Source organism: bacterium (assembly GCA_020444065.1).
GTDB lineage: Bacteria > Sumerlaeota > Sumerlaeia > SLMS01 > JAHLLQ01 > JAHLLQ01.
Window position 1 is genome coordinate 599,631 of the sequence record JAHLLQ010000001.1, and the last position, 14,048, is coordinate 613,678.

Annotated in this window: 14 protein-coding genes; 4 read left to right on the plus strand and 10 right to left on the minus strand. The window is 59.4% G+C overall.

Translation table 11 applies throughout. The features are described 5' to 3' along the window. The first annotated feature begins 289 nt into the window (after positions 1–289). The 3 genes from radC to KQI84_02205 all read left to right on the plus strand — a co-directional run bounded on the left by radC (position 290) and on the right by KQI84_02205 (position 3,257). Positions 290–1,168, plus strand: coding sequence for a DNA repair protein RadC (gene radC / locus KQI84_02195; GenBank protein MCB2153671.1), 879 nt, complete (start codon positions 290–292; stop codon positions 1,166–1,168). Positions 1,169–1,193: 25 nt separating this feature from the next. Next, entirely contained in the window at positions 1,194–2,312 is a 1,119-nt protein-coding gene (locus tag KQI84_02200) for a hypothetical protein (protein ID MCB2153672.1), read from the plus strand. Positions 2,313–2,915: 603 nt separating this feature from the next. Beyond that, complete coding sequence (locus KQI84_02205) at positions 2,916–3,257, plus strand: hypothetical protein (GenBank protein MCB2153673.1); 342 nt, start codon at positions 2,916–2,918, stop codon at positions 3,255–3,257. 40 nt (positions 3,258–3,297) lie between these two features. Here KQI84_02205 and KQI84_02210 read toward each other — a convergent pair whose 3' ends face one another. The 4 genes from KQI84_02210 to KQI84_02225 all read right to left on the minus strand — a co-directional run bounded on the left by KQI84_02210 (position 3,298) and on the right by KQI84_02225 (position 6,915). Continuing rightward, positions 3,298–3,792 (minus strand): NUDIX domain-containing protein, encoded by a 495-nt coding sequence (locus KQI84_02210; GenBank protein MCB2153674.1) that lies wholly within the window; start codon positions 3,790–3,792, stop codon positions 3,298–3,300. Between the two features lie 143 nt (positions 3,793–3,935). After that, a complete protein-coding gene (locus KQI84_02215; protein ID MCB2153675.1) occupies positions 3,936–4,487 on the minus strand; it encodes an HAD family hydrolase in 552 nt (183 codons plus the stop codon). Positions 4,488–4,614: 127 nt separating this feature from the next. After that, positions 4,615–5,742, minus strand: a complete 1,128-nt coding sequence (gene carA / locus KQI84_02220) for a glutamine-hydrolyzing carbamoyl-phosphate synthase small subunit (protein MCB2153676.1) — start codon at positions 5,740–5,742, stop codon at positions 4,615–4,617. Positions 5,743–5,847: 105 nt separating this feature from the next. Next, on the minus strand, positions 5,848–6,915 hold the full coding sequence (locus KQI84_02225) for an FAD-dependent oxidoreductase (GenBank protein MCB2153677.1): 1,068 nt from the start codon (positions 6,913–6,915) through the stop codon (positions 5,848–5,850). 169 nt (positions 6,916–7,084) lie between these two features. On the opposite strand from KQI84_02225, the gene KQI84_02230 reads away from it, so the two are divergent. Beyond that, positions 7,085–8,515 (plus strand): RtcB family protein, encoded by a 1,431-nt coding sequence (locus KQI84_02230; GenBank protein MCB2153678.1) that lies wholly within the window; start codon positions 7,085–7,087, stop codon positions 8,513–8,515. A 38-nt stretch (positions 8,516–8,553) separates the two neighbouring features. On the opposite strand, the gene KQI84_02235 is transcribed toward KQI84_02230, so the two are convergent. The 6 genes from KQI84_02235 to ctaD are packed head-to-tail and all read right to left on the minus strand — an operon-like array spanning position 8,554 to position 14,001. Continuing rightward, positions 8,554–9,447 carry a cytochrome c oxidase subunit 3 gene (locus KQI84_02235; GenBank protein ID MCB2153679.1) on the minus strand — a complete coding sequence of 298 codons (894 nt, stop codon included), beginning with the start codon at positions 9,445–9,447 and terminating at the stop codon, positions 8,554–8,556. 32 nt (positions 9,448–9,479) lie between these two features. Beyond that, positions 9,480–9,680, minus strand: a complete 201-nt coding sequence (locus tag KQI84_02240) for a hypothetical protein (protein MCB2153680.1) — start codon at positions 9,678–9,680, stop codon at positions 9,480–9,482. After that, positions 9,677–10,300 (minus strand): cytochrome c oxidase assembly protein, encoded by a 624-nt coding sequence (locus KQI84_02245; GenBank protein ID MCB2153681.1) that lies wholly within the window; start codon positions 10,298–10,300, stop codon positions 9,677–9,679. Before KQI84_02245 ends, KQI84_02240 begins: the two co-directional genes overlap by 4 nt. A 9-nt stretch (positions 10,301–10,309) precedes the next feature. Beyond that, positions 10,310–11,191, minus strand: a complete 882-nt coding sequence (locus tag KQI84_02250) for a heme o synthase (protein ID MCB2153682.1) — start codon at positions 11,189–11,191, stop codon at positions 10,310–10,312. Next, positions 11,175–12,359, minus strand: a complete 1,185-nt coding sequence (locus KQI84_02255; protein ID MCB2153683.1) for a COX15/CtaA family protein — start codon at positions 12,357–12,359, stop codon at positions 11,175–11,177. Before KQI84_02255 ends, KQI84_02250 begins: the two co-directional genes overlap by 17 nt. A 1-nt stretch (position 12,360) precedes the next feature. After that, positions 12,361–14,001, minus strand: a complete 1,641-nt coding sequence (ctaD, locus tag KQI84_02260; GenBank protein ID MCB2153684.1) for a cytochrome c oxidase subunit I — start codon at positions 13,999–14,001, stop codon at positions 12,361–12,363. Between the last annotated feature and the right edge of the window lie 47 nt (positions 14,002–14,048).

A 14,048-nucleotide genomic window follows, 5' to 3' on the forward strand; every position in this document is an offset into this window, starting at 1 on the left:
GGTGGAATTGGACGGGAAGCAGCGAGCGAAGCTGGCCGCGACGTTCGAGTGGATTCGCAATGACCCGCCCATCGAATGGCTATCGCGAATCTCCGGGCCACAAGCCGCCGCGGCTTACGCGGCGCGCAACGCGAAAGCGCTGGATGGGCTGCGTGCGCATCGCTGGTTGGCACACGTCGGGTATCCGATGGCCGTTCCGGATCAGGCTCGCCAACGCTTTCTGATGCGCATGGGATGGCTGGAGCAAACTCGCCAGACCAAAGAGGGGCGGAGTCGTGCGCTGGCGGCGATGGAGGAATTGGCACGCGCCGTCGAAACGCCCCTTCCTGAAATCAACACCGTGCTGGGTGCATTCACGGGGGCCGACCCCGAGGCCGCGCGCGATGCTGAAGTTTGCGCCGTGAAACCGCGCTGCCAGCAATGTCCCGTGAATTCGCACTGCGCGTATTTCCGATATACCGCCAAGGACCAGAATGGCGAATCCCGAAATTTGATCGCCACGACGCGCAAGGAAGATCGTCCGCGCGAGAAGTTTGAACGCGAAGGCGGCGATGCGCTCGGCGAGGCGGAATTGCTGGCGATCTTGCTGCGTACCGGCTCGGGTCGCGAGAACGCCGTCGACTTGGCGGCGCGACTTCTGCGCGAAGCGGGAACGCTCGATCGCCTTGCCGCCATGTCGATTGCAGAGATCTCGCGCATCCACGGGCTCGGCCGCGTGAAGGCCATTACGATTAAGGCCGCGCTGGAATTGGCTCGCCGTCTGCGCGAAACCTCCGGCGCAGAAGACGGCGCGATTCGCAGTGCCGCCGACGTGTTTGCGCGACTCCGTCCCCGCTTTGTCGGCGCGAAGAAGGAGGAGTTCCTGGCGCTCCTGCTGAACACCAAGAATGAAATCACGCGCATTGTCCCGATCTCGAAGGGGACATTGAATCAGAGCCTCGTACACCCACGCGAAGCCTTCACCGAAGCCGTCCGCGACACGGCCCACGCCGTCATATTCGCGCACAACCACCCGAGCGGCGATCCAACCCCCAGCCGCGACGACTTCGCCGTCACGAATCGCCTCGTCAAAGCCGGCGACATCGTCGGCGTCCGCGTTCTCGACCACATCGTGATCGGAGCAGAAACGTACTATTCGTTCGCAGACGAAGGAAAGTTGCGGGAGTAGTCTCTCAAAAACAGTGGAGGCGGAATTGACAAACAAACAACAGGCAGAGCCCCCGAATAGGAGCGGCCCATCGAAGTCCTTCCTACTTCTGATCACGGTCATCTCGCTCATCGTGCTCATCGTGCTTTCACTTGGCGTGGGTCTTCCCATCTACTGGAATTTCCGTGTCGCAGTGCAGGAATTCGACGATCTGGAGTCTCCGATCCACAAGATCTCTGGGAACAAGTACTACGCCAAGAAGTTCGACATCTCCTTCAGCCGTCCCAGCGCGGACTGGGGATTTTCTGCCCCATACACGCAAACGCCGAATAGCAAACTCGGAACCGTTATGGCCGGCTCACTGCATTGGGGAGCTTCCGGTGACTCGCCTGCGAAGAGAGTCTCGATCCTTGTTTCAGTAGAGCCAGACACTGAGGACACTCCGTCTGAACTATTAGATGGGCAATTGAAGTTAGTAGAAGAGAACACTGTTGAGCGCATCCGTTTCGGCACATTGGGTGGCGAGGATTGCGTCGAGGTCATGCTCTCCGCTCCAGGCAACCTGAACGTCGATTTCCAGGCCTTCATGGCTTTTCGCCACGAAAGTGATCTTGTGCTCTCCTCGCTCGTGTCGATGGAGCGCATCGCCGATCCACAGTTTCCAGGTGCCGAGTGGGACAGGTTCCTGCAGTCTATCGAGCCTGGTAATGCGCCCGCTGAATTGATTTGGACGCACGAGATCATTCGCGAAGTCGAAGGCAGCCGCGTCTTCTACCGTTCGGTCACCGAAGGCTGGTCGTATGAGTGGCCAGGAGACGAGTGGCAAGTAAGCCTCAGCGGCGCCAAGGGGTATATCAGCTTCGCTAATGATTGCCAGTTTCTCAGTGTCGGAATGCTTGATCGTGAGGAGGCAGATGCCCCGGAAGGAATAATCGGAAAGTACTCGCACGCCGGAATAACATGGATCATCGATCGCTTCGAGGAGCCTATCGAAGAACGTACGGCCATCCTGAACACCGGCATTGCGGAGCAGTCGGGCAATGCGCCCTTCATCCTTCTTCTGCATACTACGCCAATGAAGGATGGTTGTACGACGCCCACTCTTGAGCCACTTCTTGATCTGTGGCGGCCTGCACCAGAAGAACGAGAGTCGGCCCCACGATGAGCGCAAGAGCCAGGAGGATGAATAGGTAGTCTTCCAGCGAAGTACATTCACCGTGGTGTGAACTTCCGCACAGGAGCCTGAGCAGATGACAGATCGCTTAGGAATCAAGACTGCAAAGCGCAAGGCGCTTCACTTGCTGACTTCGCTCTCGTTCTTTGCTGCCCTCGTCTATTGCTCAGCCTGGGGCCTGGCAATCCATTTGGGAGTTCAAGACTCTCTTACCCTGACGGCCAAGTTCGCTTTCCTGCCACCGTCATCTTCATAGTCATCGAGATGGTGGCTCTGCTGGCGCTCCTCCTTCAGGATACTCTTCACCGTCGAGCATGGGAGAGTGCTGCCATTCTGATCAGTGCGGCCGGCTATACCTTGTTTCTGCCTTTCCTACTGCAGGTCCGAGGGATTCCGGGAGGAGAGTTTACATTAACGATCCCAGAGGTTTTCTTGTCGATCCCGGATGCACCCGCCTGGCACTTCTGGAGCATCTTTGTACTTATCTGGATCGGGCTCTTGATTGCTGCATTTCGATGGGACACGTTGTCTTCGATCTTCCGCCAACTCTGCAAGTTAACTAAGACGCAACCGCACGAATCTGGAGAAACGTAAATGAGACGGACAAGACTCCGCATTGCAGTGGCCGTGCTCCTCCTCTCGCTCCTCTTTGCGATCGCATTCTTATGGGTGCGCCATACGCACCAGGCAGCGTTTCCGATTCCACCTGCTGAGTTTCTTGCTCAGGCAGAGAGGATCCGTGTTGGCATGACCAAGGAGGTTGCCCGCAATCAAGTTGCGGTCTTCAGCGAAGTCTCGGAGGAAGATGGAGTACTGATCTTCGCCATGCGCCCGAAGGACGAAGACGAGGCATTGATGGGGAGTCTGTCCTACTTCATCTTTGTGGCGCTCGACGACGAGGGCGGCGTGGCTGAGGTGCGGACGGGAGATGGCTGAGTGAGAGACAACTGCTTCCCCTGGGGCATTCCAGCATCAGCTATTCAAATGGATGCGCTGCTACTTGTTTTGTTATAACATGCTCGATTTTGTCGGATTTGGAATCCAGCATGGTTTTGAAGAATTCCGGATACAAGTATGTACCTGAGACTTCTTCCAGAGGAATCCAATGCAGACTAACTTCCACTCCTGCTTCCGCAAATGATGTGAATTTGGGTTTCACATCACCTCTGTTTTTCATGTAGTAGAAGAAGGTAATCTCATGAAATTGTTCTTCAGTAAGATCTTCCTTGAAGAGATTCTCATGGATAAACCCAAGCCTATCAATCTCCAGTTCGAGACCTGTCTCTTCAAGAACCTCTCTAACTACTGCCTCTTCCGATGTTTCATTTATCCTGACTCGTCCACCAACAGAATAGAAGTATGGTGAAGTATCCTTAACCATGAGCAACTTGCCGTCATCAATTATAATTGCTCCAACCCTAATATTGAGATTTCCTTTTCCTGTTTTGAAGGTCAAGTCAACCTGTTCCACTCTTGCACCCTGCCTTTCAATTGCATACCAACGACAGGCCCTTACTAGGCCTCATAATCAAATGCGTCACCACAACTTCCTTCATCTGCAAATCCAATCGGCTTATAGGGAAGCAGTGCCGGCGAGACGCCGGCGCTCCCGGGCTAGAGGCCTAGTCGTTCCTTCTCGGCGCGCATGGCGTCGATGCAGGTCTGGATGTGTTCGGTGATGTCGACGCCGAGGGCTTCGGCGCCGTGCTGGATCGAGGCGCGGTCGACGGCAGCGGCGAAGCTCTTGTCCTTCAGCTTCTTCTTCACGCTCTTTGGCGCGAGCGATTCGATGCCGTCGGGGCGGACTTTGCAGCAGGCCACGATGAAGCCGGCGAGTTCATCGACGGCGTAAAGCGACTGGGCCATCAGCGATTCGCGCTGCACACCGGTGTATTCTGCATGCCCCAGGATGGCATCGAGCGTTTCGCGATCCATCCCGATCGATTCGAGGTGCTTGACGCCGACGAAGGGATGTTCCGCGGCGGTCGGGTGTTTTTCGTAGTCGAAATCGTGCAGCAGTCCGCAGACGATCCAGCGATCGCGCTCCTCGGGGTTCATGCGATTGGCGTAGGCAGCCATGCAGGCGGCGACGCTCTCCATGTGAACGCGAAGGGCTTCGCTTTCGGTCCATTCGTGCATCAACTGGCGGGCTTCTTCGGGCGTCATGGCGCAACCTCCGTCGAGAATCGCGAGGAGTAAGCCACGCCGAAAGGCAGAGCGTCAATCAGGAGGGAGAAGATTCCTTGTGCTACGTACTACTCGCCACTCGCCACCCGCCACTCGCCACTTGCCACTAGCCACTAGCCACTAGCTTCTCCCGGAAGCGCTCGAACAAATACCAACTGTCGTGCGGGCCGGGGGCGGCTTCGGGGTGGTACTGGATCGCGAAGATCGGCAGACGGCGGTGTGCGAAGCCTTCGAGCGAATCGTCATTCAGGTTCACGTGCGTGATCTCGATGTCGCTTTCGTCGAGGCTCTTTGGATCGACAACGTAGTTGTGGTTCTGCGAAGTGATCTCGATCGCGCCGGTTCGCATGTCTTTCACGGGATGATTCGCGCCGTGATGGCCGAAGCGCAGCCGTTCGCTGCGTCCTCCGAGCGCGAGACCGAGAATCTGGTGACCGAGGCAGATGCCGAAGGTAGGGAGCTTCTGCTCCACGGCGAGCTCACGCACGGTGGCGATTCCGCCCGTCACGGCGGCCGGATCGCCGGGACCGTTTGAAACGAACAAGCCGTCGGGCTTCGTCGCCATCACATCCGCGGCCGTCGCCGTCGCGGGTAGCACTGTGACCTTGAAATTCTGGCGCTGCAGCATTCGGCGGATGTTCTCCTTCATGCCGAAGTCGATCGCTGCAACGTGTCGAACAGGACGGTCGCGATTAGCATCGTCGGGCTCCGGTTCGTACTCGGCCACCGCGGAACGCGTGACCAATTGCGTCAGGTCCGTGCCATCGATCGAGGGATGTGCCTGCGCGCGGCGCTGCAGCTCTTCGGTGTCCTTGCACGTCGTGGAAATGCATCCGCGCAGCGCACCATGCTCGCGCAGATGAAAGACGAGTGCCCGCGTATCGACTCCGTCAATGGCGGGAATGCCGGCTTCCCGGAGGTACGCGTCCAGCGATTGGTTCATGCGCCAGTTGGACGCCAGCGGGGTGAGTTCGCGCATCACGAATCCCGATACCCACGGCCGTGCGGCCGAGCTCTCGATGTCCTCGCGGTTCACGCCCGTGTTGCCGATCAACGGATAGGTCATCACAACCGCCTGACCGTAGTACGACGGATCGGTCAGGATTTCCTGGTAGCCGGTCATGGCGGTGTTGAAGACGAACTCGGCGCAGGCGTCGATGTCGCCGGTGACGCTGCGGGCGTTGAAGACGGTTCCATCCTCGAGGACGAGAAGTGCGGGCTGGCGTGCAATCACGATGCGGTCGTACCCCCATTCGTCAAGTCGGGCGGATTGTGGGAATCCGCCTGCGGTCAGGCAAGGAGAGGAGCGGGGATGACAGGAAAAACCGTGGGAGAGGCGTCAGGCCTTCAGCCGGCGAAGGATTTCCCGCGCGGCGGCTACGCCGGACTGGGCGGCGAATTCAGCGCGCGGACCGGCTGTGAAGTCGCCCGCCAGGGCAATCGGCAGCCCAAGGGGCTCCGTCGGAATGCCGCCGCGACCAATACGAACGTCGGCATCCTTCACGGGCACGGCGTGATTCCAGCGCACCAAGATGCTCTCCAACGGCTGCGCGGCAAGATCGGGAAGAATCCGGCGGCAGGTGGCGTAGATGCGCTCCAAAGCGTCGGTGTCGCTCGCTGCAAAAACATCTTCGAGCAGTTTCTGGCCGGGGCGCGCGAGCAGAACGGAGGAATCGCCCATGGTACGGCCGCCGACTTTGCGCTCCTCGAACGCCATCCAGGCCAACGGGGCGCCTTCCTCCCCCGCTAACGCGTAGAACCCTGGATCGATGCGCGGAATGCGGAAGATCGCCGACAGCGCGCGCATGTATCGGACATGTTCGAGATACGGAGCCAGCGGCGCCAACACGCGACTGTTTTCGGAAATGCGGCGCGCTTCGGGCCCGGGCACGGCCAGAACAACGCCGCCCGCTTCCAGTCGCTCGAAGGTCTTTGGCTCGCGCACGACGCGCCCGGTGCGCACGTCGCGGAGCAAGAACGCGTGGCTCGACGTGGACCAGCGAATGGCTCCGACGTCGACGCCGCCGATGAACGGGACTTCGCGCTCCCAGCGGCGGAAGAGGCTGATCATGCCGTCCCGCAGTGCGACGCGGTTCCCGCCGAAGCCCTCTGCAGAGCGCTCGATCTTGCCCTCCGCGGTCAAGCGACCGACGGCATCCTGCAGCGCCAACGTCTCCGTCCCCATGCCAATACGTCGGATGATCTGAAGCAGCGTGTGGTCGCTGAGCCGAAAGAACGGACAGCCGGTATCGACCGTCCAACCGTCGCCCCTGTAACTCGTCATGCGCCCGCCGGGCACGCGATCGCGATCGATCATGAGGGCGCGCAGACCCGCGCGGCCCAACTCCACAGCCGCCGCCAGTCCGGCAATGCCGGCGCCAATAATCGCAATGGGTTTCGACGTCACGATGCTCCTCCGATCAACCGGCCAACTCCTTGCCCGCGGGCCCGACGGGCTTCAATGGAAAAGCCCATTCGTGTCGGGGGCGCGATTCCTTCGTGACAAACGGATTCCACTTCGACTACTGTCCCTGCCGTCCCAAACAGGACAAAGATTCCAGCATTCGGTAAGTGAAATGGCAGTAAAGGGCAAAGATATCAAACGACTGGGTTGGGAGCCCGGACCGGCGTTCAGTGCGGCGCTGAAGGCGGCGGGGGCGGCGAAGCAGGAGGGCTTTCCGAAGAGCCGCATCCTGACGGCGCTGCAGTCCGTGCGCAGCGATCCGCAATCGTGGCAGGGCGATCCGATCTACGGCGAGTTGGCGGACATCTTTCTGCAAATGGCGGAAGAGGCGGAGGAATCGGCGGCGCTCGCGGGCGGGCATCAACTTGTCGATCCGGTGCCGTGTGCTTATTGGGGACGCAGTGGGCTGGACGACCAGACGTTGCAGCAGATGAACCGGGCGTGCCGTTTGCCCGTCGCTGTGGCCGGCGCGCAGATGCCGGACGGGCATGTGGGCTATGGTCTGCCGATCGGCGGAGTCCTTGCGACGCGTGGCGCTGTAATTCCATACGCCGTCGGGGTGGACATTGCGTGCCGCATGAAGCTATCGGTCGTGGATGTTTCGTCCGATCGCATCGGTGGCTGGCGCGAAAAGCTGAAGCGGGCACTCTCTGCGGAAACGCGTTTCGGAATCGGCGCTGCGTTCCGTCGGGATGACCGGCGCAACCATGCGGTGATGGATGAAGATGATTGGAAGAACGTTCCGCCATTCATTCGCGCGATGAAGGACAAGGCGTGGGAGCAACTCGGCACATCCGGCTCGGGCAATCACTTCGTCGAGTGGGGCGAATTGAGCCTCGACCATTCCGATCTGGGTCTTGAGGCCGGGCGTTACCTGGCGCTGCTGTCGCACTCCGGTTCGCGCGGGTTCGGAGCAGAGATCGCACGCAACTACACGCGGATCGCGATGGAGAAGTGCCCGCTGCCAAAGGAAGCGAAGCACCTGGCGTGGCTGGCGCTGCGTTCGCCTGCGGGCGAAGAGTACTGGAAGTGCATGGAGTTGGCCGGCAAGTACGCGTCGGCAAATCACGACCTGATCCATCGGTTCGTGCTGCAGGCCGCGGGGCTGAAGCCTATCGTGCAGATCGAAAACCACCACAACTTCGCGTGGCTTGAGGAACATCGCGGCGAATCGCTGGTCGTGCATCGAAAGGGCGCGACGCCGGCGGGCGCGGGTGTGCTGGGCGTGATTCCGGGATCGATGGCGGATGCGGGCTATGTAGTGCGGGGTCGCGGAAACGCGAAGAGCCTGAATTCGGCCGCGCATGGTGCTGGGCGTCGGATGAGTCGGAAGGCCGCGAAGAACAGCATCAGCGGCGCGGACATGCGGCGATACCTCGCCGATCGGGGAGTGGAGCTGATGGCTGCAGGGATCGACGAATCGCCACAGGCCTACAAGTCGATCGACGAAGTCATGGCTGCACAGAAGGATCTCGTGGAGATCGTGGCGAAGTTCCAGCCGAGGATCGTCCTGATGGCAAAGGGCGGCAAGGCGGAGGATTAGGCGAGACGCGCTTTCGTCTCACCTGCAGTCCCCGGAAATCAGATCAAATAAACAGTGAAGAACAGGAACACCCACACGACGTCGACGAGGTGCCAGTACCACGACGCCGCGTTGATGGAGAAGTGGCGTTTCTTCGAGTAGTGTCCCATCTCCAGCCGCGCATAGACGAGCAACAGCATCACGATGCCGACCATAACGTGCATCGCGTGGAAGCCGGTCAGGATGTAGAAGATCGTGCCAAAGGTGTTCGTCGAGACGGTGAAGCCGTCGAAGTTGATCATCCAGCCCCACTCGTAGCCTTGCATGCCAAGGAAGACAACGCCCAGGCCGAGGGTGAGGAGGAACCAACTCTTCGAGAGGCCGCGGCGTCCGCGGATGAGGGACTTGTGCGCGAACTCTGCCGTGATGGAACTGGTCATCAGGATCAAAGTCGCGATCGCGGGCAACGCAAGGTGGTGCTTGATGTCAGGCGTCCCAGGGAGCGGCCATTCCTTGGCGACCTGGAGGCGATAGGTGAAATAGTAGGCGAAGATGGACCCGAAGATCGCGAGCTCCGAAATGAAGAAGAGCAGCGTACCCGTTGCCAGATCGGCGAACTGCGCCTCCTGGATGAAGTGACCGTGCCACTTGTCGCGAATCACGGCGTGGCACCATCCCATCAGCGGGACGCCCGCCAACGCCAGACCGCCGATCAACATCGCCCAGGCGATCATCTGCGTTCCCGGACCGCCCCACAGGAAAAGGACGGCACTGCCCGGCAGGAGTCCCATCGCAAGAGCCAGGAAGATCGGCCAGTAGCTGGGAGCCGGCGAGTGCGCTTCCGGTGGCACGTCGTGGTGAGCCTCGACGTGATGCAGTTCGCTCGGGGTCAGCTTCTCATTCTTCGGAACATCGCCGATAACCGGGGCATGTGCGGTATCAATCGTCATCATTCAGTCCTGGATCGTGTTTGCTCCGTCCCTGCTCAATGTACGCGCGAGCGCGACGCAAGGTAGGGATCGTAATAGTTGTTCATCAGCCAGTAAGAAGAAATCGCCAGGACCAGCACGAGCACAACAAGACCGATCAAGAAGATCCGGTTGCGCCTGCGCTGGCGCTCCTCGATTTCCGCCGTGCGCCGATCCTGCTCCGGCGCGTTTCCCTTTTCTCCCTCCAGGTAAGTCATTCTTTACTCCCCCCGCCGGGGTTGTAGTCCTTCTCGTCGATCTCGAAGAGCGTGTAATTCAGCGTCACTGTGTCGACGTCCTCCGGCAGTTCAGTCGAAAGCTTGAAGACTACCGGCAGCGAAACTCGCTGCCGCGGTTCCAGCTTCTGATCGTCGAAGCAGAAGCACTTGCTCAGGCTGAACTTCACCGCGGCCTCGGTAGGTCGAATGCTGTGAACCGGGCGGAAGTATACCGTGCGGTCCGCCATGTTGGTGAAGTAATAATCGTTCAGACTCTGCTCGCCCAGTTGGACCTTCATGGTTCGGCTGTCCGGGCGGAAAGTCACTGGCAACGTCCCCATCACATTCCCCATGAAGAGCACTTGAACGTCGCGGTCCGAGGTGCCTTCTTCCATTCCGACGGCCGCCGAGTTGGGGTTCTGCGAGAATCCCAGTTTCTCGCAAACCAATCCGAACAGCGGGATATTCGCGAAGGCGAATCCGAACATTCCAATGCCCAGTACGGCCAGAATGAGCAACATCTTGCCATTGCTCATCGAACGCATGCGTTCAGCGCGCGCTTCGGCCTCATCCCAGTTGTAGGATTCGACGCGCTCTTCTGATCTGTCATGAACGCTCATCGCAGTCTCCTACTGATTCATCCACGGGCGAACGGTCCACGCGGCATCGACCATCATGACCACAAACAGCAGCAGCAGATAGACGATCGAGTAGCCGAACAGGCCCCAGGCTTCGCGACGCTCGCGGCGGCGCATCACCCGGACTGCCTTCCACAGGAAGAAGCCGCCGAGTACAATCGCTGCGCCGATGTAGAGCAAACCAACGCCGCTGAACCACAGCAGCAGCGTGATCCCAATCATCAGAACGGTGTAGATGAAGATTTGACGAAGAGTCTCCGTGTCGCCTTTCACGTTCGGCAACATTGGGTACTGGACCTTAGTGTACTCTTCCTTCAGGCAATAGGCCAGCGCCCAGAAATGCGGCGGTGTCCAGAAGAAGATCACGAGGAACAGAAGCCAGGGTGTCAGGTGCAGTCCATCCGTCGCGGCGGCCCATGCAATCACGGGCCCCATGGCTCCGGCGGCTCCGCCGATAACGATGTTCAAGTGCGTGCGAGGCTTGAGGTAGAGCGTGTAGAAGAGGCCGTAGAAAAGGATCGTCGCCAGGGCGAGGGCGGCGCTGAGCCAGTTGAAGAAAATCGCGAAGAGCGCCACGCCCAGGATGCCAATGCCAACGGCGAAGGCCAGCGCCTGGCCGGGTTTCAGTCGTCCCGATGGCAGCGGGCGCTTCTTTGCGGTCCGCGGCATCTGCGCGTCGATCTCGCGCTCGAAGTACTGGTTCAAGGCGTTGGCGCAGCCCGCTGTTGCGAACAACGCCACCATGACGATCAGGAACGGGATGGGCTGAGAGACGAGGGAACCCTCCATCACCAGACCCGTCGCGCCGGTGATCAGAACCAAGAGCACAATCGTGGGCTTGGTCAGCTTCAGATAATCACGCAGGCTGCTCAATGTTTACTCCTGCCTTCCCGGTCTCCTGAGCCTTCTCCGTTTCAAACGCCAGAATGGCGTGGTTGTGCCGAATTTCGAAGACCATGACTACAAGGAGCAGGAAGAGTACCAGTCCGGTCCCTAAATGAAGGATGCCGAGCCTATAGGGAACGGCCTCCAACAAAGTGAAGATTCCGATCAAGATCTGCAGTACGGTGACCGTCGCGAGAGCCCTGGTGACCCATCGGCCGCTTCTAGTCAGCGGCTGGCCAAGCGACTTCGTTACGAGCACAGCCACACCGATAAGCACCAGGAATGCGAACCAGCGGTGGAAAAACTGAATGAGGACGATGTTCTCGGTGAGATTTCGGATGGGTTGATCGAATTCCGTGTCCCACAGTGCGTGCACCGGCACAAGCTGCTCACCCATCATAGGCCACGTGTTGTAGTGCTTTCCGGCATGAGTCTTCGCAACGATGCCGCCGGAGAATATCTGCAGGAAGGCAAGTGCAAGGACGATCCACGCCAGTTTGGTCAGTCGTGGCGCCACGGCGGGTTTCTTCTCCCCCGGCGCCAAGTGCAGACGAAGCTGTGCCCAAAGGATCAAGGCCACAAAGACAAATGCCGTGCTGAGGTGGAACGCCACCATTAGCGCCGGCGTGTGCGTCCTCACGACGGTCCCGCCGAGAATGATCTGGAGGATCAGCACGACAATCGCCCCGATGAACAAACCACCCACTCGATGGCGCAGCGTTGGATTGGTAAACGTCCAGATCAACGTGCCCAGGAACAGGAATCCAAAGAACGCGGCGATGGCGCGATGCGTGTACTCGGTCCAGAACTCACGCTTGAACTGCCCCATGGAGATCCATTCCCCGGGGCGGTGCTTGTGAATGACCTCGTGATGGTACGTCTCGTAGGCGGTCTGCCAGGCAGCGTCGCTATGCGGCGGTAAGACGCTGCCGTCCGTCTTGTTCTCACCGTAGTAGATAATCGGCCATTCGGGGATGGACAGTCCGGAGCCGGTCAGGCGAACGGTGCCGCCGGCCAGGACCAACAGGAAGAGCAAGGCAAGAAGCCCCCACAAAGCATAGGTCAGGCGCCGCTCCGCTTTCGAGGGAACGCCTGAGGCCCCTCCATCGGGAGAGGCCTGAGATTTGGTGCTGTTGAGGGGTGCTTCGTTTGTCACTTCAGTGTACCTCGGGAATCTTCGCGAAGTTATACGGAGGCGGCGGACTCTCGATATCCCACACCAGCGACTTCTGAATGTCGTTGATGTTCCAGGGATCGTTCGAGCAGTCGCGCGGCCGGCGCAGCGCTTCGAAGATGGAATATAGGAAAAGCATGCCCGCCGCCAGCATCAGCAAGTAGCCCATGGAGGAGATCATGTTGATCGTCTCGAATTCGGGGCGGTACTGCCAGATGCGGCGTGCCATGCCCTGCAAACCAACCAGGTGAAGAGGCAGGAACGTGATGTTCATGCCGAAGAAGAACAGCCAGAAGATGGCCGTGCCGAGTTTCTCACTCAGCATGCGACCGCTCATCTTCGGGAACCAGAAGTACGACCCGGCGAACAGGGCCATCGTGGCTCCGCCGACCAGGACGTAATGGAAGTGCGCGACGACGAAGTAGGTGTCGTGCACCTGAACGTCGAACGGAACGTTGGCGAGGAAGACACCGCTGATACCGCCAATCACGAAGAGACTGATGAACCCGAGGGCGAACTTCATCGCGGTCGTGAACCGGATGGTTCCGCCCCAGATAGTCGCCAGCCAGGACCAGATCTTCACGCCTGTGGGTAACGCGATCAGCATCGTCATGAAGGAGAAGTACAAACGGATCTCGGGAGAGATGCCGGCCGTGAACATGTGATGTCCCCAGACCAGGAAACCGATGATCCCGATCGCGCCAAGCGCCCAGACCATGCCGGTGTAGCCAAAGATCTGCTTGCGAGAGAAACTCGCCAGCACATGGCTGATAATGCCGAAGCCGGGCAGAACCATGATGTACACGGCGGGGTGCGAATAGAACCAGAAGAGGTGCTGGTAGAGAACGGGATCGCCCTCAAGACCGGGCTTGAAGAATCCCGTTCCGAAAGCGCGATCGGTCAGAACCATGGTCACAGCACCGGAGAGAACCGGCGTACCGACCAGGATCAGCCACGCGTTTACCAGCCAGGCCCAGCAGAACAGTGGCATCTTCATCATGTTCATGCCGGGGGCGCGCATGTTCAGGATCGTCACGATGAAGTTGATCGCACCGGTGATGGACGAAAGACCTGCCAGGTGCACGCCGAGGATCCACATGTCGACGCCGGCCGTGCCGGAGTATTCCTTCAGCGAGAGCGGCGGATAGGCCGTCCAGCCCGCGGCGTTGGCTCCGCCGTCGACGGCGAAGCTGGTGAACATCAAAACAGCCGCAGGAATCAGAACCCAGAAACTGAACGCATTCAGTCGCGGGAAAGCCATATCGCGGGCGCCGATCATAATTGGAACCAGGTAATTGCCAAAACCGGCCAGAGCCGGAATGATCACGAAGAAGATCATCACGGAGCCGTGCATCGTGATGAGCTGATTGAAGAGCTCTGGCTTGAGGAGTTCAAGATTCGCGGCGGAGAGCTGCGCGCGAATCGCCCCGGCAAAGGACCCACCGATGAAGGCGGAAGCCAGAGCGAGAATCAGATACATCATGCCGATCACTTTGTGATCCGTGGAACCAAGGACGTTCAGGATCCCGGTCGGCCGCGTGACGGGAAGCTGCGGCTCATCGGGGAAATGACGAGTCGGTTTGCGCTCTTCGTTTTGTTGCGGTGAATCGATCGTTACGCTCATTCGCGCACTGGCTCCTTGCTCATCTCACCCTCTTGAACTCCTCAGTA